We start from the raw sequence: 21,271 nt of genomic DNA, 5'->3' as shown, positions 1-21,271 counted from the left end.
CGAGCTCGACCAGCAGGTGGAACGCGGCTCCGTCCTCCTGCCGCGGCTCTTCGGAGCCGCCGGGGCGGAGGCCCTGGGCGAGGCCGCCGAAGCCGTGCTCGCACGGGTGGCCCGCGCGGTACGGGACGTCAGCGCCGACGTGACCGTGTGGCCGGACGGGGCGTCGCCACCGCGATGGTCTTCCTCGACGACGTCACGGCCGGCAACGGCGCGCTCCAGATCGTGCCGGGCAGTCATCGCGCCGGGCCGGCCCCACGGGACCGGACCGAACCCACCGGTCTGCTGGTCGTCGCCGCGCGCACCGACGTCCGCGGTGCCGTGACCGTGGAGGCCCCGGCAGGCCCGGCGCTGCTGTTCCCCGGGCTCGTCGTACACCGCTCCGGCCCCAACCGGACCGGACGGGACCGCCGTTCGCCGCTGCTGTGCTTCCAGCCGGCCGGGTGATCCGAACTCGCCGGCCTGCCCTACCGCGCCGAGCGCCTCTCCGACCCTCCCTGACCCCTGTCCCGCTCTTCCCCACGGGCGGCACCTCCCGTGCCGCCCCCCCTCCTGCCGTACGCACCCGAGAAGGAAACAGCCATGTCCACCACACCCCCGCAGTCCGTGCCGGAACTCCAGCAGGCCGTCCTGGACGGGGCCTTCGGCCCGCTCCCCGGCGAGCTGACCGTCACGAGCGCCTTCTGGGTCCACCACACCACCCGCCTGGCCGGCAGCCAGGTCACCTACCGCAACCAGTACGTGCTGCTGCGTTCCGGGGACTCCTTCGGCGCCTGCTCCTTCGAGGCCGGCGACCTCGCCCCGGACTTCTGCGCCGAGGCCTCCGGTCACTCCCTGGACACCCTGATCCGCCACGAGTCCGCTCCGGTGCGCATCGCCGCGCTCGACGCCTACCTCGGACGCGTACGGCCGCACCGCGACGCGGAGGACGCCGAGGCGGTCGCCCTGCCGACGGGCACGCCGGAGGTGCGGGCCGAGGCGAGGGACGCGGCCGTCGCCGGGCTCCTCGACATCGCGCCGGAGGCCAAGGTCGCGCTGATCGGCGTCGTCAACCCGCTGGTCGCGGCGATACGGGAGCGGGGCGGCGTCCCGCTCCCGTGCGACTTCAACCTGCGCACGACCCACTGGGGCGACCCCGTGACCGACGACATGGACCAGGTGCTGGCGGAGGCCGACGCGGTCGTCGCCACCGGTATGACCCTCGTGAACGGCAGCTTCGACCGGATCGTCGCGCACTGCCGCGAGCGGGACCTCCCGCTGGTGGTGTACGCCCAGAGCGGCAGCGCCGTCGCGCGGACCTTCCTGGGCGCCGGCGTGACCGCGCTGTCCGCCGAACCGTTCCCCTTCTCCCAGTTCAGCGCCGACGCCACCACGCTGTACCGGTACCGGGCGGCGCGGGCATGAGCAGCGAGACCAAGGACCCGGGGGCGGCCGTGCGAACCGGCGGAACGCAGCCGGAGAACGCGAGCGGCACGGACGCGAACACCCCGTCCGACACCACTTCCGTCCCCGGCGACCTGGCGATGACCCGCGTCCTGTGGCCCTTCATGCTGGCCTCCGCCGTGGGTCTGGTGCCCTTCACCATCTACAGCACCTTCCTCGTCCCCCTGGCCGAGGTCTCCGGCGGCGGCGTCGCGGCCCTGGGCCAGCTCCGCGGGCTCGGCGGTCTGGCCGCCCTCGCGGTGGGCACGGCGCTCGCGCCGCTGATCGACCGGGTACGCCGGGAGTGGGCCGCCGCGGGCGGTCTGGCGGTGCTCGCGGTCTCGGCGGCACTCGGCGCGAGCGGCGAGTTCCTGCTGCTCGCCGCGTTCTGCCTGCTGGTCGGCGCCGGCACGGCCGTACTCAACCCCGCGCTGACCGCCGCCGCGGCCGACCGGTTCGACAGCGACGCCGCCGCGGGCCGCGCCGCCACCCTCATCACGGCCACCCAGTCGCTGACGGCGCTCCTCGCCGCGCCGCTCGTGGCCCTGCCCGCCCTGGTGTGGGGCTGGCGCGGCGACCTGTGGGCCATCGCCGCGATCTGCGCCGCCCTCGCCCTGTACTTCCTCCTGCGCGGCCGGCGCAAGGCGGGGACGGAGGCGGCCGAGCAGACGGAGCGACCCGGCTACCTGGAGTCCTTCCGGCTTCTGGGCGCCCTGCCGGGCGTGGTTCCGCTGATCCTCGTCGCCCTGTTGCGCACGGCCGCGTTCATGGGCTACCTCGCCTACCTCGCCGCGTTCTACGACGAGCGGTTCGGGCTCGCCCCCGAGCCGTTCGCGATCGTGTGGACGCTCAGCGGCACCGCCTTCTTCCTCGGCAACCTGCTCGCCGGGCGGCTGCTGAGCTCCGAGCGGGCGACGATCCCGGCGGAGCGCCTGATGACGTTCGGGCTGATCGTGGCACTGGCCGCCCTCGTCGGTGTCTTCTTCACCCACACGCTGTGGCTGGCCCTGCCCCTCACGGCCCTGGTCGGCGCCGGTCACGCGACGGTCGCGGCCTGTGTCACCACCCTGCTGGTACGGCGCTGCGGCTCCCTCCGGGGCACGGCGCTGAGCGTCAACGCCGCCGGGATGAGCTTCGGCGTCTTCCTCGGCGCCGGACTGGGCGGGGTGGGGCTGGCCCTCGGCGGCTTCGGCGGCACGGCGGCGGTCCTCGGCGGACTGACCCTCGTCGCCCTCGTCCTCGCCCGCGTCGCGGCCCGCTCCCCGGTCCCCACCGGGGACCGACCGTAAGCCCGCCGCGCGCCGGGGCGCCCGGCGCGCGGCGGGCTCCACCGAACCGGAACAGCCCGCAGCAGGGGGTCGGCCATGATCGTCACACCGACGGGGACGAGCCGGCGCACGTCCCGCCGGCGCGCCGCCGTGCAGCAGGCGCTGGCCGGTCACGCCGAGTTCGTCTCGGCGCAGCAGCTCCACGGGCTGATGAACGAGTCGGACGTGCGCGTCGGTCTCACCACCGTGTACCGCGCGCTCCAGGCCCTGGAGCGGTCCGGTGCCGCCGACGTCGTCCACGACGGGGACGGCGAACGGCTCTACCGGTACCGCCGCCCCGGGGCCGGCCACTGCCACTACCTCCTGTGCCGCCGCTGCCGCCGCCACGAGCCCCTCGACACGGACGCGGTCGAGGAGTGGGTCGCCGCCGTCGTGCGGTCGTCGGGCTTCACGGACGTCGAGCACACCCTGGAGCTCTCCGGGGTGTGCTCCGGTTGCCGGAGCGGTGAGGAAGGGGAGGCGCCGGTCGGGAGGAGGTCGTGACGGTGGGCTTGAGGCGCGTGTCGCCGTGGTGACGTGGTGGCGGGTCGGTCGGCGCCGAAGGGCGCCTCTCACCGCTGGGCAGGACCGTCCCGGGGCGTGGGCCCGGAGGACCGACACCGAGCACCTCTTCGCCGGACGCCATGCCGCCGACCAGTGGCCGGGCGTCACCTGATCGAAGGAGCCCGCCGGCGCACAGAGCGCCGAGGTCCGATTTGTCCGTATATGGTGATCGCGGATCACGATCAGAGTCCTGCCGGGCCGATGCCCGGCGGAGCCACGTCCCCCGCATCCTCCCCGCAGACACCGGGCCGGGCGCATGCCGGACGGAGAGAAGGTGCTGGCATGCCGGTGAACGTCACCTATCCGGGCGTCTACATCGACGAGGTCAAGAGTTCCGTCAGGACGATCACGGGCGTTCCGACCTCGGTCGCCGCGTTCGTCGGCCACGCCCCGCGCGGTCCGGTGGACCGACCGGTGCACATCACCGGCTGGGCCGACTACGAGGCCACGTTCGGTGGTCTCCGGGCGAACTGCCCGATGAGCTACGCGGTCTACCAGTTCTACCTGAACGGCGGGAGCGAGGCCGAGATCGTCAGGGTGGTGAAGGAGGACGAGGCGAGCGCCCGTCTGCCCCTCGCGCCGCCCCCGTCCGCGCGGCCGCCCGCCCGGACGCCGTCCCCGCCCGCCGAGAACGACGAGGGGGCGGAAACCTCCCACGGCGCAGGGGACGACGCGCCCTCCGGCGAGCAGAGCCGAGGACGGGGCGGGCCGGGCGGCGCCGGCAGGCACGCCTCCGGGCGTCCGGGCGGGGAATCCGGCGGGGCACCGGTCCTCGTCGCCGCCTCGCCGGGGCGGTGGGGGCTCAGGCTGCGCGCCCGCGTCGACTACGAAACCTCCGAGTACGAACCGTCCGTGCTGAAGGACGACCCCGACGCGCCGCGCGAGCTGTTCAACCTGACGGTGCGCGACATGGGGACCGGTGCCGAGGAGCGGTACCTCAACGTCAGTGTCAAGCCGGGCAGCCCGCGCGGCCTCGCCCGACTCCTGGAGGCCTCCCGGCTCGTCCGCCTCGCCCCCGGCGCCTCCCTCGACACGGTGCCACGGCCCAACTCCGAGCCGGACGCCGGTTCCGATCCCTTCGCGACCCAGCCGCCGGACGCGCAGGGGGAGCAGGTGCCGTACTACTACGCGCCGCTCGACGCCGACGCGGGCGACGACGACGAGGACACGCTTCCGCCTCCCCTGGACGCCTACTTGGGTGATGCGTCGAAGAAGACGGGCCTGCACCAGCTGTTGAAGACGGACATCTTCAACATGCTCTGCCTGCCGGACGCCCACGCTCTCGAAGAGCACAAAGCCGGCGCGGCCAAGGACCTGCGGGCCGCGGCACTGCAACTGTGCCTGCAGCGAAGGGCCGTCCTCCTGGTCGACCCGCCCCCGACATGGACGAGACCGGCACCGAGCGGCCACGGTGCCGTGGACACCGTCTTCGACGGTGCCGCGGACGTCGAAGCGGGCGAAGGCGGCAGGAACGCCGCGGTCTACTACCCCCGTGTCCTCGCGTCCGACCCGCTGCTCGGCGGCGCCGTCCGGCCCTTCCCGCCCTGCGGGGTGATGGCCGGCGTCCTGGCCCGCACCGATGTCCAGCGCGGGGTGTGGAAGGCCCCGGCCGGTACGGACGCCTCGCTGAACGGCGTCACCGATCTCGAAGTCCCCCTGACCGACCTGGAGATCGGCCGTCTCAACCCGATCGGCATCAACTGCCTGCGGCGGCTGCCCGCGGCCGGTCCGGTCGCCTGGGGTGCCCGCACCCTGCGCGGGGCCGACCGGCTCGCCGACCAATGGAAGTACCTGCCGGTCCGCCGCCTGGCCCTCTTCATCGAGGAGAGCCTGTTCCGGGGCACCCAGTGGGTGGTGTTCGAGCCGAACGACGAACCGCTGTGGGCTTCCGTCCGGCTCAACGTCGGCGCGTTCATGAACTCGCTGTTCCGCGCCGGCGCGTTCCAGGGCCGCACCCCCCAGGAGGCCTACCTGGTGAAGTGCGACAAGGACACCAACCCGCAGAACGACATCGACCGCGGAATCGTGAACATCCACGTGGGCTTCGCCCCTCTGAAGCCCGCGGAGTTCGTGATCGTCCACATCCAGCAACTCGCCGGTCAGATCCAGGTATAGGAGGACGGCCGATGCCGGAAGTCACACGTCGCGATCCCTTCAAGAACTTCCGGTTCCGGGTGAAGTTCAGCGGGGAGACGGCCTACATCGCCGGAATCAGCAAGGTCAGCGGGCTCAAGCGGACGACCGAGGTCATCCGGCACCGCGACGGCGGAGACCCCGGCACCAGCCGCAAACTCCCCGGCCGCACCGAGTACGAGGCCATCACCCTGGAACGGGGATGCACCATCGACACGGCCTTCGAGGAATGGGCCAACAGGGTCTGGAGCCTGAAGAACTCGGCGGGCGGCCTGGAGACCTCCCTCAAGGACTTCCGGCGCGACCTCGTCATCGACGTCTTCGACGAGGGCGGCGGGCAGGTGCTGTCCTACTCCGTCCACGACTGCTGGGTCTCCGAGTACCACGGTCTCCACGAACTCGACGCCGGCTCCAACGGCGTCGCCTTCGAGCGGATCAAGGTGGAACACCACGGCTGGGTACGGGAACACACCGACCCGCCACAGGAGTCGCAGTTCACCGACACCGCCGGGTGACAGCGTGCCGCGTCGACCCACGGAAGCGGACGTCCTCGCGCTCTGGGAGGGCGGACTCGACAGCACCCCGGCGACCCGGGCCCTCCTGATCGCCTCGATGGCGACGGCCTCCCCCGACGAAGAGGCCGTCGCCGACCTGCCGTTGAGCGCCGTCAACTCCCTCCTCCTGGACCTGCGGTGCCGGATGTTCGGCGACGCGCTGCCCTGCGCGACCGACTGCCCGTCGTGCGGCGAGAGCCTCGACGTCGCCGTGGCGGCGGAAGAACTGCGTCCGGCCCCGGCGGGCGGCCGGACCGGTGAGGCCCACGCCGTCCCGGCCACCGCCACGTCGACGACGGGCGACTTCACGATCACCTACCGCGCCCTCACCGGCCGGGACGTCCGCGCCGTCGACCCCACGGCACCCGGGGCACGCCGGACTCTGGTGCGCCGATGCCTGCTGGGCGTCAGCCCGCCCGTCCACGACCTGCCCGACGAGGTACTCGACGCGCTGGCCCCGCTGCTGGCGGAGCTCGACCCGGGGGCCGACACCGTCCTGACGCTGGACTGCCCGCAGTGCGAGCACCGCTGGCAGGCCGCCCTCGACATCGCCGACCACGTGTGGACCGACATCTCCGCCTACGCGCGCGGGGTCCTCCACGACGTCCACTCCCTGGCGCGTGCCTACGGCTGGTCGGAGGCCGACGTGCTGGCGGTCAGCCCGGCGCGGCGGCGGTTCTATCTGGAGGCGAGTGCCGGATGACCGACTTCGTGGACCGACTGCTCGGAGCGCCGGGCCCGCGCCTCCGCCCGGCGGCACCCCACCCCTTCGTCCTGCCCGCACTCCGCGGGCCGGGCGGCGCGGAACGGGCGGACGCGTACCTCGGGGACGGAGACGAGGAGGTGACGGTGGCCGGGAGTAGGGTGCCGAGCTCCATGGCGGCGCGTACCGAGGCGGCGGGCGACACGGCACCGCCCGGTACGGCGGCCGACGGAACGGCGGGCCCCATCGGACCGGTCCCGGCGAATACCGCCTCGGCGGTCGCCGCGCTGGCGGTCGCCGCGGCCGGTTCGGCTTCACCGTCCTCGACGGACCCGTCGGCCCGGCCTGCGAGCGCCGCCGGAGCCGGTGACCCCGACGAGGGCTTCGGCGACGGCACGGGCCGGGGAGCGGCTCCCGGGGAGCGGGCGGCGTCCGTGCCCTCGCGCGTCGGCGAACCGGCGCCCTCCCGTACCGGCGCCGTGACCGGTGACCTCACGGCGTCGGCCGCCCCGTCACCGACGGACGAGGACGGCGCCCGCTCCGCCGACGGGCCACCGGAGAGCGGTCCCGCGGCTTCCGTCCGTGCCGAACGCCCCGTCCCATCCGACCGTCGCGACGACGTCTCCCGCCCCGAGAGCCGTGACCGTCGAATCCGCGCCTCCCGCCCCGATCGCCGTGATCCTCGCGACCGCCGAGACCGCCCCGATCGGCCCGCCCCCGGCCCGGCGCCGCGCTCCTTCGCCTTCCCGTCGCCCGCCGAGGGGACTCCCGCACCCTTCGGAACGCCCGCCCCGACCGATCCGGTGGGTCTCACGGCCACGCCGTCCCCGGGCGGACCGCAGGATTCGCCCGCCGCGCCGTCGGCAGCGCCGTACGTGTCGGCCTCTCCCCCGCCCCGCCCGCCCAGACGTGAGATGCGCGCGGATCCGGACGTGTCACCGCCGGAGCCGACACCCCGCCTCGACCAAGCGGCGCGGGAACCGGACTCGAAACCGCAGCCGCGGCCCGGCGTGGCGACCGAGGGCCCCCGCGCTCCGGGACGAGGTCCCGGCGTGCGCCGCGGCCCCGCCCCCACGGTTCGCCGTGACCCCGCCCCCGTCCCCGCCGTGAGCCGTACCGACCGCAGCCCGGTCCGCGGCCCCGCCGGGGACCCCTCCGCGCCCGCACACCACGCATCGACCTCCGCCTCGCCCCCCGTGGTGGCCACGGCCACCGAGGTCGGCACGGCCCCCGGGATCCTCGACGCCGCCGAAGCCCCAGCGGCGTCGCCTGGCCGCCCCGCCGCACCCCACAGCGACGGAAGCGCTCCCTCCCCGCAGTCGTCCGCCGCCCGGCCCGGCGCCGACGAGACCCGTACGCCTCCCCCTCCGAGTCCCCCATCCACGGCCGCCCGTTCCGCGACGCCGCCGACCCGTCGCTCCGCCGCCGTGACGCGGCGGGCCCCCTCCGACTCCCCGGCCGCACCGCCCCCGGACACCGTCGTACGCGTCACCATCGACCGTCTGGTCGTGCACACCGGGCCGGCCGAGCCCGACGTCGACGCGCCGGCCCCGCGGCGGCGGCCGCGGCTGGGCCTCGACGAGTACCTGGGGAGGCGGTCGTGAGCGACGCGCTCGCCATCGCCGCCGTGACGGAAACCCTCCGGGCCGTACTGGGGGAAGCCGTCCGACGCGTCGTACCCGGAGCGGAGGCGACCAGCCGTCACCCCGACGCCGCGCACCCGGGACCGGCGCTGAACGTCTTCCTGTACAGGACCGACGTCGACGCGGCCTGGCGGAACACCGACCCCGCCGGCACGCACCCCGGCGAGACCCACCGTCCGGCGCTCGCGCTCGCCCTGCACTACCTGCTCTCCGCGCACGTGGCGCCCGGTGACGACTCCACCGTTCCGGAGCGGCTGATCGGAGCGGCCATGTCGGCCCTGCACGACCGGCCCGAGCTGCGCGCGGAGGATCTCAGGGCCGCCGCGGGCTTCAGCGATCTGCACCGGCAGCGGGAACCGGTGAAGCTCACGCCGTCGACACCGACGGCCGACGAGATGTGCCGCCTGTGGAGGTCCCTGGGCGGCGGCTACCGGCTGTCGGTGGCCTACGAGGCCCGCGTCGTGCTCATCGACAGCTCCGCACCCGGCCGCACGCCCCCGCCGGTGCTGCGCCGCGGGGAGGCCGGGGCCGGTCCCGTGGCGGCGCCGACGGCGATGCCCCCGTGGCCGGTGCTGGAGTCCGTCCGGCCCTCGGTCGCCGTACCGGGGTCGGACATCGTGCTCAGCGGCAGCGGGCTGGCCGGGGGAACACCGAGCGTGCGCCTGACGCACGGGCTGCTCGCCGGGCCTCCGGTCGTGCTGGCGGCCCGCGCCGAATCGGCCGGCGCGGTGCGCGCCACTCTCGGCGAGGACCTCGCCGCGGGCTGCTGGTCGGCGGTCGTCGTGCTCACCGCCGCCAACGGCGGCGAACGGACCACCCGCCCCCGGACCCTTCGGGTCGCACCGCGCGTCACGAGCCCCCTGCCGCTGACCGTCGGGCGGGACGCGGAGGGAGCCGCGGTACTGGAGGTGCGGTGCGCGCCCGCCGTTCACCCGGAGCAACGGGTCGAACTGCTCGTGGGCAGCCGGCCGGTGGCGGCGGAGCCCTTCACCCGGGCGACCGGCACCCTGCGGTTCCGGCTGGCCTCGGGCGCGCCGGGGCGGTATCCGCTGCGCCTTCGCGTCGACGGGGTGGACAGTCCGTTGGCCGACGGGGACACCGGCCTGTTCGACGCCGACAGGGCGGTGGTGATCACATGACGAGCAACCGCGTCGAACTGCGCATCCGCCGGCTGGAGGTCGACGCGGGCAGCCCGCCGTCGCGGGCGGCGCTGTGCGCGGCCGTGGAGGCGGAACTGGCCGTGCGGCTCGGCCTCGCGCCCGCCGGCCGGGCGGCGAGCGGCCGCCGTGCCGGGCCGGCAGACGCCGCGGTCGCCGCCCTCGGCCGGGAGATCGCCCTGGCCGTCCTCCGGGAGCTGGGCGACCGCGAGCCGGCGCGGTCGCGGGCGGAGGCGGGTGAGCGCAGGTCATGACCTCACCCGCGCCCCGGAGAGGCGGCATCGTCTTCCTCGATCCCGAGCAGGGACGTGTACTGCGCGTCGTGCCCTTCCAGTACAACCCGGACAGCATCACCCGGACGCTCCGCCCCCGGGGCATCGGCGCGGACGCGGGGGACCGGCTGGAGGCACTGCGGTTGCAGGGGCCGCCACGCGAGACCTTCCGCATCGACGCGGAGCTCGACGCCACCGACCAGCCGGACGCGGCGGGCGGTTCCGCGCCGGCCGCCGACTCCGGGCTGTTCGGGATGTTGTCCGCGCTGGAGACGGCCGTCAGTCCCACGGTCGAGCAGTTGACCCGGCAGAACGATCTGGCCGCCAGGGGGATCCTGGAGATCGCCCCGGTGCAGGCCCCGCTGCCGGTGCTGGTGCTCGGCCCACGGCGGGTGCTGCCCGTCCGGATGCTGGACATCGACGTGACGGAGGAGGCGTACGACGGGGAACTGACCCCGATCCGGGCGCGGGTGACGCTCACGGTGCGGATCCTCACCGTCGACGACGTCGGCTTCGACCACCGGGCGGGCGGGCTCCACCTGCAGTACCAGCGGGGCAGGGAACGCTTCGCCGGACTCGTCGGCTACGGCCCCGGATCAGTCGGCTACGCGGGGAGCTGAGCCGTGCACCACGACGCCGGAGGAGGTCGCGCATGATCGAGCCCACCAGCAGGTACCACGCGGTGCCCACCACCACGTACACGTTGCCGGACGGCAGGACCGTCGCCCACCTGCGCCGCCGCTTCCTGCCTCGGCCGGAGGAGCTCACGGCCGTGGGCGAGCACGTCGTCGCCGCCGGGGACCGGCTGGACCGGATCGCGGCCCGGAGGTACGGGGATCCCGAGCAGTCGTGGCGGATCGCCGACGCGAACAGGGCGATGCGCCCGGACGACCTGACCGCCGTGCCCGGCCGGCGGCTGCGGATCACCCTGCCCGCCGAGGCCTCCGTGCCGGGTGCCGGCGGCGGGGCGGCCCGGTGACGGTCCACGCCCTGCACCTCATGCTGCTCGTCGGGGACGTCGTGCCCGCCCCGGCCCCGGCGGCGCTCGTCGACGCCCTGCACGGCGCGCGCCTCACCTGCGCCGGCGGCCGGACCGGCGGCTTCCAGCTGACCTTCGCCGTCAGTGCCGGATCCGAGCCGGCCCGGGCCGTCATGCCGGACGGCGCGCTGCATCCGAAGAAGCGCGTCGTGGTCGCCGTGATCCTGGCGGGCCGGTGCCACGTCCTCATGGACGGGGTGATCACCCATCAGGAGTGGCACGCCGCGCGGGAGCCGGGCCGGTCGTTCCTCGTCGTCACCGGCGAGGACCTGTCGGCACTCATGGACCTGAACCATGTCAGGCGCGCGTACCCCGGGCTGCCGCCGCACCTGCGGGCGGCCCAGGTCTGCGCCTCGTACGCGCAGTACGGCATCACGCCGCGGACCGTGGCTCCGGTGCTCACCGACCAGCCGAACCCGCTGATCGACGTTCCGGTCCAGTCGTCGACCGATCTCGCCTATCTGCGGTCGACGGCCGCGGACGTCGGACACGTCTTCCACCTCGAACCCGGCCCGGCGCCGGGGGTGAGCACCGCCTACTGGGGCCCGCAGAACCGTGCAGGGGCGCTGCAACCGGCCCTCACCACCGGCTGCGGCGCCGCCGACAACGTGGAGGAACTGACCTTCTCCCTCGACGCCCTGGCCGACTCCGAGCTCCGGACCCACCGCCTCGAACCGTCGGCGACGACCGCCTCCGAGGTCACCGCGCCCGAGCCGGGTCTGCTGCGCCGGAGCCTCGCCGGGAGCCCCGCACGGGTCCTGCGCACGGGAACGCTCGACGGCCAGACCGGCCGCTCCCTGACCAGGACGCTGCTGGCCGGACTCGGCGGCCGGCTGGCCACCGACGCCGTCACCGGCCGGGGCACGCTCGACGTACTGCGCTACGGCCACGTCCTGACCCCCCACGGCCTGGTGGGCGTGCGCGGAGCCGGACGGGCGTATGACGGGCGCTATCTCGTGGCGGGCGTCACCCACGACCTCACCCGCGATACGTTCAGGCAGCACTTCACGCTGGTCCGCGACGGACTCGGCGCCGACACCCGGACGGTGACCCCATGACAACCCCGACGACAGGGACCACGGCCCGGGCGAGGCAGTGGCCGGGCATGTACGAGGGCGTCGTCGCGTCGGCCGTGGACCCGACCGGAATCGGCAGGCTCCTGGTGCGCGTCCCCGAGGTGCTGGGCGCCGAGGCCGTGTGGGCCGCGCCGGTGCCCCCGCTGGCCGGTCCGGACTGCGGCATGTACGTGGTGCCGCCACCGGACTCCGGGGTGTGGGTGCGGTTCCTGGACGGTGACCCGGAACGGGCGGTGTGCGTCGGATTCCGCCGGGGCGGACCCGGGGACGTCCCGCCGGCCGCCCGGTCCACGCCGCCGGGCGTCCCGCAGATCGTCCTGGCCACGCCGTCCGGGAACGGCCTGGTGATCAGTGACATGCCGGGCCCCGGCGGCGGAATCACCCTCCAACTGCGCGGGGAGAACGGTCCGTTCATCAGGATCACCGAGATGTCGATCGAGATCTCGTGCGGGCCCGGGCAGGCCAGCGTGCGCTTGGCGGGCCCCCAGGTGACCGTGAACGACGGCGCGTTGACGGTGCTGTGAGGGAGCCATGCCCGGACTGCTGCTCCATCACGGCGCCCTGATGATGTGCGCCCACCCGCCCGGCCTCGTGACGCTTCCCGCGCCGGTCCAGCAGCGCGTCCTGGTGGGCTCCCACCCGGTCGCCACCAGCGCCGACACGTTCCTCGTGGCCGGGTGCGGCTTCCCGGCCGCCACGCTCGGCGCACCGCCCTGCACGACCATCACCTGGCTGCACACCTCGACCCGGGTGTTCGTGGGCGGCCTGCCGGTCCTGCTCCAGCCGTCCCCGCCGGTCGGCGTCGCCCCGGCGGTCGGCGTGGGCACACCGCCGCCCAACCCGCCGATGGTGCAGGCGATGCAGCTCAGGGTGAAGGGGATGTGACCGGGATGGACATCGAGTTCCCCTACCGGTTCGACGCCCGGGGCCGCACGGCGCGCGCCGGCCACGCCGACCACGTGCGGGACATGGTCGAACTGGTCCTGTTCACGAGTCCGGGAGAGCGCGTCAACCGGCCGGACTTCGGGTGCAACCACCTCGACCTGGTCTTCGCCGGCAACAGCCCCGAGCTGGCCGCGACCCTGGAGGTGGCCGCGCAGGCGGCGCTCCAGCGCTGGCTCGGCGACCTGCTCACCGTGGAGTCCCTCACCGTGACCTCGGAGGAGGCGACGCTCCACGTCCACGTCGCGTACGTCCTCCTCGCGACCGGCGAGCACCGCACCGTGACCGTGAGCGGAGGAGCCCACTCATGACCGTGCTGGACGGCCCGGACGACGACCCGCGCGCGCGGGGACCGGCCGGCATCGCGGAGGTGCGGGCGCATCCGGACCGGCGCGCGCTGACCGTCACCTTCTTCGGCGCCCTTCCGCGGCGCGTGAACCGCGACAGTTTCCTGATCGAGGGCGGGCGGCGCGTCGGCGGGATCCGCGTCGTGCGGGTCACCCCCGAGGCCGGGCCGGAACCGGACGACACCGCCGTCACCCGGCTCCGGCTGGACCTGGACCGGCCCGGCGACGACTCGACGTACCGGCTGCGGCTGCTGGGGCGCGGCTTCCACGGCGCTCACGACCGGGCGGACTTCACGTTCGATCCCGGGGTGCGCCGCCCCCCGCAGGGTGTGCCGCGCCTCGTCCCCACGAGCGGGCCGCCCGTCGGCCCGGCGCCGGCGATCGACTACCTGACCAAGGACTACGCCGGCTTCCGCCGGCTGCTCCTGGAACGGCTGTCGCTCACCCTGCCGCAGTGGACCGAGCGGCACGTCCCCGACCTCTGGGTCACCCTGGTCGAGCTCCTGGCCCACGTCGGCGACCGGCTCAGCTACCAGCAGGACGCCGTGGCCACCGAGGCCTACCTGGACACCGCCCGGCTGCGCACCTCGGTGCGGCGGCACGCACGCCTCGTCGGCCATTCCATGCACGACGGCTGCGCGGCCCGCACCGTCGTGTGCGTCGAGACGTCCACGCCGCTGACCGTGCGGTCCGAGGACCTGGCGTTCGCCGCGCTGCCGGAGGACCCGGGCGCTCCGGCGAGCGGCCCGACGATCTCGCGGGAAGCGCTCACCGCCGGCCCGCATCCGGTGTACCAGCCGCTGGAGCGGCGCACGGTGGAGCTGCTGCCCGAGCACAACGCCGTACCGCTGTGGGCGTGGGGGCGGGACGCGTTCCCGCTGCCGGAGGGCACCACGCGGGCCGCCCTCCTCGACGGGCACGGCGGACAGCGGGTGCTCCGGCTGAAGGCCGGTGACCTTCTCGTCCTGGAGGAGACGCACGGCCCCGGAGGCGGCGCGCCCGACCCCGCCCACCGGCAGGCCGTCCGCCTCACCCGCGCCACGCGCGACGTGGACGCCGATTCCGGTACCCCGGTCGTGAAGATCGCCTGGGCCGACGAGGACGCCCTCGCCTTCCCGCTGTCGGTGCGCAACCCCCGGGGGCCCGACGGACGGCCCGGCGCGTCGATCGTGGCACGCGGCAACGCCCTCCTCGTGGAACACGGCCTGGACCACGCCTGGCTGCCGGGCGGGGACGCCGAGGAGACCGTCGAGGTGCCGGACGGCGCGCCGCGAGGACGGCCCTTCACGGCGGCGGTGCGCGGCACGCCCGTCACCTGGTCGCCGCCGTACCCGCGCCCCGCCGACGTCGCCGCCGCGCAGGCCCACCGGCTGCTCGACCTCCCCGGCCGGGCCCGCGACCGGCTGCGCGACCTGCACCACGGGGCGGTGGGATTCGACGAGGACGACCACGACTTCCTGCGGACCTGGTTCGGCGCGCCCGCGGTCGGCGACCTCGCCGACGACAGCGACCGCCACGACACCGTCGCCCGGCTGCTGTCCCGCTTCCACGAGCTGATCGAACCCAGGCTGCGCCGCCTGGACACGCTCGTGCGCCGGGCCCGGTCCGGCTACGTCCTCGATCCCGCGGACACGAGCTGGGAACTCCTGCACACCTGGGGGCGGGAGGCGGCGGAGGCGCTGCACCGCGACAACCCCGCCCTGCACGGCCCGGCCCGCAGCGCGCTGCGCCCCGACCCCCGTGAGGCGCTGCCGGTGCTGCACCTGACGGAGATCGACGGGGCGGACGGCGTCGGGGCGCGGTGGGACCCCCGCCGGGATCTCCTGGGGAGCGGCCCGCTGGACCGCCACGTCGTGGGCGAGACCGACGACGAGGGGGTGCTCACCCTTCGCTTCGGAGACGGCCGGTGCGGGCGGGCGCCCCACCCGGGTACCCGGCTGCGCCTCGCCTACCGGGTCGGCAACGGCCGGTCGGGCAACGCGGGCAGTGAGGCCGTCAACCGGATCGCCCACCGCGACCACGGGCTGCCGTCCGTCACACGGGTGCGCAACCCGGTGCCGGTGACCGGAGGCACCGATCCCGAGCCGGTGGCGGAGGTGCGGCTCGCGGCCCCCCGCTCGGCGTTCCGCGGCCTGCTGCGCGCCGTCACCGCCGAGGACTACGCCACGCTCGCCTCGGCCCGTCCCGAGGTGCAGCGCGCCGCCGCCGCCCTGCGCTGGAACGGCAGTTGGTACGAGGCCGACGTCGCCCTCGACCCGGCCGGCACGGCCGTGCCGTCGCCGTCGCTGCTGGCGGACGTGCGCGCCGCGCTGCACCCCTACCGGCGCATCGGTCACGACGTCGTCACCCGGCCCGCGCTGCTGGTCCCGCTCGACGTCGCGCTGTACGTCCTCGTCGACCCGCACTACGTCACCGCCCATGTCCGCGAAGCGCTGCAGCGCGTCTTCCTGCCCGGGCGCCGGCCCGACGGCACGGCGGGTCTCTTCGACCCGTCGGCGCTGACCTTCGGCACTCCGGTGCGGGCCAGTGTCCTGGTGGCGCTCTGCATGGGCGTGCCGGGGGTCCGGCACGCCGAGGTGACGCTGCTGCGCAGGTTCCGGGGGGCGGGAGCGGAGGCCGTGGGACCGGACGTCCCGGCCTCCGGGGAGCTGCGCCTGCGGCCGCTGGAGATCCCGCGGCTCGACGGTGACGTCACCCGCCCGGAGAACGGGCGTCTGACCCTGCGGCTGAGAGGCGGACGATGACCGGAGCGCCCACCGACGGGCCGGGTGCCGAGGGCCGCGCCCCGGCACGGGTGTGGAACCGGCCAGGACTGCCCGCGCTCGCCTACCGCGTGGGAACCCACCGGGAGTTCCTCGACGCGATGCTGGCCCGGCTGTCGCCGGCCGGCGACCGGACGCCGCTGGCCGCGCTGACCACCCGGGAGCCGGACGACCCCTCGATCGCCCTGCTCGACGCCTGGGCCGTCGTCGCCGACGTGCTCACGTTCTACCAGGAGCGCATCGCGAACGAGGGGTTCCTGCGCACGGCGACCGAGCAGGAGTCCCTGACCCGGCTCGGCCGGCTGGTCGGCCACCGGCCGCGCCCGGCGCTCGCGGCGACCGCCCACCTCGCCTACACCCTGGACCCCGGAACGTCCTGCGTCGTACCGGCCGGCTCGCAGGTCAGGAAAGAGCCCGAACCCGGCGGAGTGCCCGCGGTGTTCGAGACCTCCGTGGACCTCGCCGCCCGAGCGGAGTGGAACACGCTGCCCGTGCGCACCACGCTCCCGACCGCGCTCACGCCTGACGTGGCCCCCGTCATCGCCTCCGTCGACGTGGACGGCACGCAGTCCGCCCTGCGCCCCGGCGACCGCCTGCTGTTCACCTTTCCGGACGCGCGCCTGAACCTCACGCGGCTCGTGACGGGCGTCGAGCGGGATCCCGTACGGGGGCGGACCGCCGTGCGGCTGCGGGTTCCCGACCCGCCGCGGCAGCTGGACAACGCGGTGGAGGCGCTGCGGGAGGACATGGAGGAGGCCGCGGAGCGCGCGTCGGCCCGGGGGCCGTTCGAGGATCTGCTGGAGATGGTGCGGGACGTGCGGCAACGCGCGGAGGAACTGCGCGATCCGGACACCCTCGCGGCCCGGCTCGACCGCGGGCTGCGCCGACTGCGCGAGCGTCTCTCCGGTCTCGGCGACGACGTGGACGCGGACGCGCTCGCCGAGCGGGCCGCCGTACGGCTCGCGACCGTCGAGGACGCGGTCCGGCGCCTGGCCGAGGAGCCCCCGCCGGCGGCCCCGGCCGGTGAGGAGGCACTGCTGCGGGACCTCGGCGGTCCCGGCGGTCGGGTCGTGCACGCGGTGGATCCGCTGCTGTACGCGCTCGGGCCGGTCGCACCGCCGCCCCGGCAGGCTCCCGCGGTCACCGACGCCCTGGGCGCCGGATCCGACGCGCTGCCCCGGCTGCTGGCGGGCAACCGCACCGGACTCACCGCGTCCCTGTACCGGGCGCTGTCCGCCGTCTCCCTTCCGGCCACAGCACCGCCGGGCGTGCGGCACTTCCGCGTCACCGCCACCCCGCTGGGCGCCTCGATCCCGGACGACGACCGGGTGAGGCGGCTGCTGCGCGCGTCCCGGTCCGAGGGGGGCGGCCCGCTGGCGAACGACGTCCTGCTGCTCGACGCGGTGCACGAGGCAATCCAGCCGGGCAGTTGGATCGCCGTGCAGGTGGCGGGCCGGATCCGCGTCCGCGTCATCCGGGTGGTCGAAGTGGGCCGGCTGTCCGTCGCCAACGACCAGGACGCCCTGCGGGTGACGCGGCTGCGGCTGGCCGAGCCGTGGACCGACGACTGCGAGGACGTCCCGGTCCGGCGGGCCACCACCGTGTGGGCGGCCGGCGAACCGCTGGTGCTCGCTCCCTCGCCCGACACCACCGACCTGGCGGGCGACACGGTGCCGCTGGACGGTGTCTTCGAGGGGCTGGCCCCCGGCAGGCTCGTCGCCGTCTCGGGCGAGCGCACGGACGTCGTGCCGGAGGACGGTACGACCACCGGCCGCCGCACGGGCGTGCCGGGCTCCGAACTCGCGGTCCTCAGGGGAGTGCGGCACGCCTTCGACGGCACGTCCTGCGACGACCGGGTGCGCACCACGCTGCTGTTGACGGCTCCGCTCGCGCACCGCTACCGCCGGGACACGGTCGTCGTCCACGGCAACGTCGTCCCGGCGACCGCGGGCGAGACCGTCACCGAGGTGCTCGGCAGCGGGGACGCCACCCGGGCCGGGCAGGTGCTGCCGCTGCGGCGGGGCCCGCTCGTCTGGCTGCCGTCGGTGAGCGCCGACGGCGGCGAGGAGGCCCTCACGGTGCGCGTCGACGACGTGGCGTGGCGGCGGACCGTCGATCTGAGCGAGGCGGGGCCCACGGAGCGGGTGTTCGGCCTGCGGGCCGGGCCCGACGGGCGGGCCGCCGTGGAGTTCGGGGACGGCCGGAACGGCGCCCGGCTGCCCTCCGGCACGGAGAACGTCACCGCCCGCTACCGCGTCGGCGGCGGACGCGCCGGCAACGCGGCGGCCGGCCGGATCAACCAGGTCGTGAGCAGGCCCCTCGGCGTCAGCGGCGTCACCAATCCGCTGCCCGCGAGCGGCGGGGCCGACGCCGACGGCCCGGCGGAGCTGCGCCGGTCCATCCCCCTGCGGCCGGCCGCCCTCGACCGGCTGGTGTCGGTGCGCGACTTCCAGTCCTTCGCCCGCGCCTTCGCGGGCGTCGGCAAGGCCGTGGCCCGCCGCTGCGTGGACGGCGGCCGCCCCGTCCTGCACGTCACGGTGGCCGCCGCCGACGACGCGCCGCTGGACGCCGCCTCGCCCCTGATCGCCGGGCTGCGCGCGGCACTGCGCCGGTACGGGGACCCCGCCCTGCCGGTGCGGGTCGAACCGTGCGAGCGCGTCCGGCTCGTGGTGGCGCTGGGTGTGCGCACGACCCCCGGTCACCTTCCGGAGAAGGTCGAGCGGCGGGTGCGCGAGGCGCTGGCCGACCGCCTCGGATTCGCGGGGGCGCACCTGGGCCATCCCGTGTACCTGAGCGCCGTCGTCGCCGCCGCGCACGCGGTGCCCGGCGTCGACTTCGTCGACGTCGACGCCTTCGGGGGCGTGCCCGAGGGCGCGGACCCGGCCTCCGTCGTGCGGTTCGCGGAACATCCCTCCGTCGTCGCGTGCGTGCCCTCCCTGCCCGCCGGCCCGCGCATGGCCCGCGCCCCGGTGACCTCCGGCGACGGCGCGCCGGGCGGCGCGCCGGATCCGGCCGCCCTCGTCGACGCCGCGCAGGCCCCGACGGTACTGCTGCGCCATCCGGTCGCCGTGCCCCCGGCCGGCGACCGGGCCGCCGGGCCGCCGCCGCGCCCGGTGATGCGCCCCGCCCAGCTGGTCCTGCTCGACCCGGCCGTGCCCGGCACGCTGATCCTGCGGAGGATGCCGTGACCCCCGACGAGCTGTACGCGCTGCTGCCCACGGTGCTCCGGAGGCGCGACGCGGAGGAGGGCGGGCCGCTGCGCGCCCTGCTGACGGTCGTCGCCGAACAGGTCGCGGTCCTCCAGGAGGACATCGACCGGCTCTACGACAACTGGTTCATCGAGACCTGCGACGACTGGGTGGTGCCGTACATCGGGGACCTCGTCGGGTACGAGATCCTGCCGGGGATCGCCGCCGCCCTGTCCGACGACAGCTCCCGGGGGACGGGCCTGCCGGCCGCCGCGGTTCCCCGCCGCGATGTCGCCGACACCGTCCTCAACCGCCGCCGCAAGGGCACGCTGCCGCTCCTGGAGGACCTCGCGGCGGCCGTGGCCGGGTGGCCGGCGCGCGTCGTCGAGCATCGCCGTCTGCTCTGCGTCACGCAGCCGGTACGGCGCTCGGCGCCCGAGACCGGGGCGGTGCGGCGCGGACCGGCGCGCGGGGGGCTCGTCGATGTGCGCAGCCCGGCGGCCCTGGACCGGCTGGGCGGCCCCTTCGACGAGTTCGCCCGGACGGTGGAGGTTCCGCGCGCCGGCTCCGCCCGCCGCCCCGGCCGCTACGGCATCCGGTCGGTCGGGCTGCACCTGTGGCGGCTGCGCCCCTACTCCGTGACACGCGCCCCCGCCTACTGCCTGGACCGGGACCGGGCCTGCTACACCTTCAACGTGCTCGCCATCGACACGCCCCTGTTCACCGCCCCCGTGCCGGAGCCGTCGAGCTGTCACGTCGCGGACGAGACGAACGTCCCGGAGCCCATCGGCCGCCGGGCCCTCGCCGAGCGGCTCTACGACTATTACGGGCCCGGCAAGAGCCTGTGCGTGTGGACCGGCGACACCGTGGTGTCGCCCCGGCGGATCGTCGCCGCCGACCTGTCGGGCTGGCGGTACCGCCCCGGTGCCGGGGAGGTGGCCGTCGACCCCGTTCTCGGCCGCCTGATGCTCCCGCCGGGCACGGCTCCCGCCGACGGTGTCCGGGTGACGTACCACCACGCCTTCTCGGGCGACCTCGGCGGCGGCGAGTATCCCCGCCCCGAGCCCGCGCCCGCGGGCAGCGTCGAGCGCTACCGGGTGGGCCCCGGCGGGGACGACCACCACAGCATCGCCGACGCGCTCGACCACTGGCAGGCGGCGAAGCGGGGGCACCCGCACAAGGCCGAGGCGATCGTGGAGATCACCTCCAACGACGTCTGGGCGGATCCGGGCACCATCCGCCTCGACCCGGGAGACCGGCTCACCCTGCGCGCGGCCGACGGGGTCCGTCCCGTCGTCCGGCTGCGGGGCCGGCCCGGCGACGACCGTCCGCCCGCGCTGACGATCACCGGTCCGGAGGACGGGCAGCCGTCCGGTGCCACGGCGCGCGTCGTCCTCGACGGGCTGCTGGTGACGGGCGGCGGCGTGCGCGTGCGGGGCGGCGTGGACCGTCTCGTCGTCCGGCACTGCACCTTCGTGCCGGGCTGGGAACTGCGCGACCAGGGCAGGCCGGTGGCGCCGGGGGCGCCCAGCCTGGACATCGCCGGGAGCCCGGTCCGCGCCGAGATCCGGCACAGCGTCGTCGGCGCCGTCGCCGTGGCGGGCCGCGAGGGGCGGGAGCCCCACCGGATCGAGGTGTACGACAGCGTGCTGGACGCGAACCTGCGCGAGGCCACGGCGGTCGGCTCCCCGGACGGCGGCACCGCGGACGTCGTCCTCACCGCCCGGCGCACCACCGTCATCGGGTCCGTGCGCGCCCGGGTCGTGGACGTGCTGGAGAACTGCCTGCTGGACGGCGAGGTGCGGATCGACCGGTGCGACCAGGGCTCCGTACGCTTCTGCTGGCTTCCGCCGGGGTCGGTGACGCCGCCCCGCTTCCACTGCGAGCCCGACCACTCCGGCGACCCGGAGCGGGTGGTGCCGCGTTTCGCCGACACCCGGTACGGCTCGCCCGACTACGTACGGCTCGCCGACACCTGCGCCCCGGAGATCCGCCGCGGCGGCGACAACGGCTCGGAGCCCGGCGCGCTGCACCACCTCTTCCAGCCGCAGCGGGAGGACAACCTGCGCACCAGGCTCGCCGAGTACACGCCCGCCGGATGCGACGCCGGGCTCTACTTCGCCACCTGAGTCCCCCCGGGACCGCCCGGCACCGCCCCGCCACCC

General features: G+C 75.6%; 19 protein-coding genes. All 19 read left to right on the top strand.

What is annotated here, in order from left to right; genetic code table 11:
* The first annotated feature begins 147 nt into the window (after positions 1-147).
* The 19 genes from ACFZCF_RS26170 (at position 148) to ACFZCF_RS26080 (ending at position 21,235) form a co-directional block, all read left to right on the top strand.
* The gene (locus ACFZCF_RS26170) at positions 148-444 is read left to right on the top strand and encodes a phytanoyl-CoA dioxygenase family protein (protein ID WP_391289173.1); all 297 of its coding nucleotides are present in this window, start codon (positions 148-150) and stop codon (positions 442-444) included.
* Positions 445-579: 135 nt separating this feature from the next.
* Positions 580-1,401 (top strand): Rossmann-like domain-containing protein, encoded by an 822-nt coding sequence (locus ACFZCF_RS26165; protein ID WP_391289171.1) that lies wholly within the window; start codon positions 580-582, stop codon positions 1,399-1,401.
* Positions 1,398-2,708 carry an MFS transporter gene (locus ACFZCF_RS26160; protein ID WP_391289168.1) on the top strand — a complete coding sequence of 437 codons (1,311 nt, stop codon included), beginning with the start codon at positions 1,398-1,400 and terminating at the stop codon, positions 2,706-2,708. Before ACFZCF_RS26165 ends, ACFZCF_RS26160 begins: the two co-directional genes overlap by 4 nt.
* 75 nt (positions 2,709-2,783) lie before the next feature.
* Positions 2,784-3,230, top strand: a complete 447-nt coding sequence (locus ACFZCF_RS26155; protein WP_391289166.1) for a transcriptional repressor — start codon at positions 2,784-2,786, stop codon at positions 3,228-3,230.
* Between the two features lie 342 nt (positions 3,231-3,572).
* Entirely contained in the window at positions 3,573-5,405 is a 1,833-nt protein-coding gene (locus ACFZCF_RS26150; RefSeq protein WP_391289164.1) for a phage tail sheath C-terminal domain-containing protein, read from the top strand.
* Between the two features lie 11 nt (positions 5,406-5,416).
* On the top strand, positions 5,417-5,938 hold the full coding sequence (locus ACFZCF_RS26145; RefSeq protein WP_388448396.1) for a phage tail protein: 522 nt from the start codon (positions 5,417-5,419) through the stop codon (positions 5,936-5,938).
* Positions 5,939-5,942: 4 nt separating this feature from the next.
* Positions 5,943-6,680, top strand: a complete 738-nt coding sequence (locus tag ACFZCF_RS26140) for a hypothetical protein (RefSeq protein ID WP_391289163.1) — start codon at positions 5,943-5,945, stop codon at positions 6,678-6,680.
* A 1,427-nt stretch (positions 6,681-8,107) separates the two neighbouring features.
* Positions 8,108-8,284, top strand: a complete 177-nt coding sequence (locus ACFZCF_RS26135) for a hypothetical protein (protein WP_391289161.1) — start codon at positions 8,108-8,110, stop codon at positions 8,282-8,284.
* Positions 8,281-9,462, top strand: a complete 1,182-nt coding sequence (locus ACFZCF_RS26130; protein ID WP_391289160.1) for a Pvc16 family protein — start codon at positions 8,281-8,283, stop codon at positions 9,460-9,462. Before ACFZCF_RS26135 ends, ACFZCF_RS26130 begins: the two co-directional genes overlap by 4 nt.
* Positions 9,459-9,734: a hypothetical protein gene (locus ACFZCF_RS26125; protein ID WP_391289158.1), complete on the top strand. Its 276-nt coding sequence runs from the start codon at positions 9,459-9,461 to the stop codon at positions 9,732-9,734. The genes ACFZCF_RS26130 and ACFZCF_RS26125 overlap by 4 nt, the downstream gene beginning before the upstream one ends.
* Positions 9,731-10,372 carry a hypothetical protein gene (locus tag ACFZCF_RS26120; RefSeq protein WP_391289156.1) on the top strand — a complete coding sequence of 214 codons (642 nt, stop codon included), beginning with the start codon at positions 9,731-9,733 and terminating at the stop codon, positions 10,370-10,372. Before ACFZCF_RS26125 ends, ACFZCF_RS26120 begins: the two co-directional genes overlap by 4 nt.
* Before the next feature lie 32 nt (positions 10,373-10,404).
* Entirely contained in the window at positions 10,405-10,731 is a 327-nt protein-coding gene (locus ACFZCF_RS26115; protein WP_388448385.1) for a LysM domain-containing protein, read from the top strand.
* Complete coding sequence (locus ACFZCF_RS26110) at positions 10,728-11,849, top strand: hypothetical protein (RefSeq protein WP_391289153.1); 1,122 nt, start codon at positions 10,728-10,730, stop codon at positions 11,847-11,849. The genes ACFZCF_RS26115 and ACFZCF_RS26110 overlap by 4 nt, the downstream gene beginning before the upstream one ends.
* Positions 11,846-12,391, top strand: a complete 546-nt coding sequence (locus tag ACFZCF_RS26105) for a phage baseplate assembly protein V (protein ID WP_391289151.1) — start codon at positions 11,846-11,848, stop codon at positions 12,389-12,391. The genes ACFZCF_RS26110 and ACFZCF_RS26105 overlap by 4 nt, the downstream gene beginning before the upstream one ends.
* A 7-nt stretch (positions 12,392-12,398) precedes the next feature.
* Positions 12,399-12,752 (top strand): hypothetical protein, encoded by a 354-nt coding sequence (locus tag ACFZCF_RS26100; protein WP_391289149.1) that lies wholly within the window; start codon positions 12,399-12,401, stop codon positions 12,750-12,752.
* Between the two features lie 5 nt (positions 12,753-12,757).
* Positions 12,758-13,120 carry a GPW/gp25 family protein gene (locus ACFZCF_RS26095; RefSeq protein ID WP_388448377.1) on the top strand — a complete coding sequence of 121 codons (363 nt, stop codon included), beginning with the start codon at positions 12,758-12,760 and terminating at the stop codon, positions 13,118-13,120.
* On the top strand, positions 13,117-15,900 hold the full coding sequence (locus ACFZCF_RS26090; RefSeq protein ID WP_391289148.1) for a putative baseplate assembly protein: 2,784 nt from the start codon (positions 13,117-13,119) through the stop codon (positions 15,898-15,900). Before ACFZCF_RS26095 ends, ACFZCF_RS26090 begins: the two co-directional genes overlap by 4 nt.
* Complete coding sequence (locus tag ACFZCF_RS26085) at positions 15,897-19,106, top strand: putative baseplate assembly protein (RefSeq protein WP_391289146.1); 3,210 nt, start codon at positions 15,897-15,899, stop codon at positions 19,104-19,106. Before ACFZCF_RS26090 ends, ACFZCF_RS26085 begins: the two co-directional genes overlap by 4 nt.
* Positions 19,103-21,235, top strand: coding sequence for a hypothetical protein (locus ACFZCF_RS26080; protein ID WP_391289144.1), 2,133 nt, complete (start codon positions 19,103-19,105; stop codon positions 21,233-21,235). The genes ACFZCF_RS26085 and ACFZCF_RS26080 overlap by 4 nt, the downstream gene beginning before the upstream one ends.
* Positions 21,236-21,271: the final 36 nt, after the last annotated feature.

It is taken from the genome of Streptomyces sp. NPDC007945 (genome assembly GCF_042958885.1).
Classification (GTDB): Bacteria; Actinomycetota; Actinomycetes; order Streptomycetales; family Streptomycetaceae; genus Streptomyces.
Note: the sequence above shows the minus strand (reverse complement) of the source record. Positions and strands in the feature narration are given on the sequence as shown.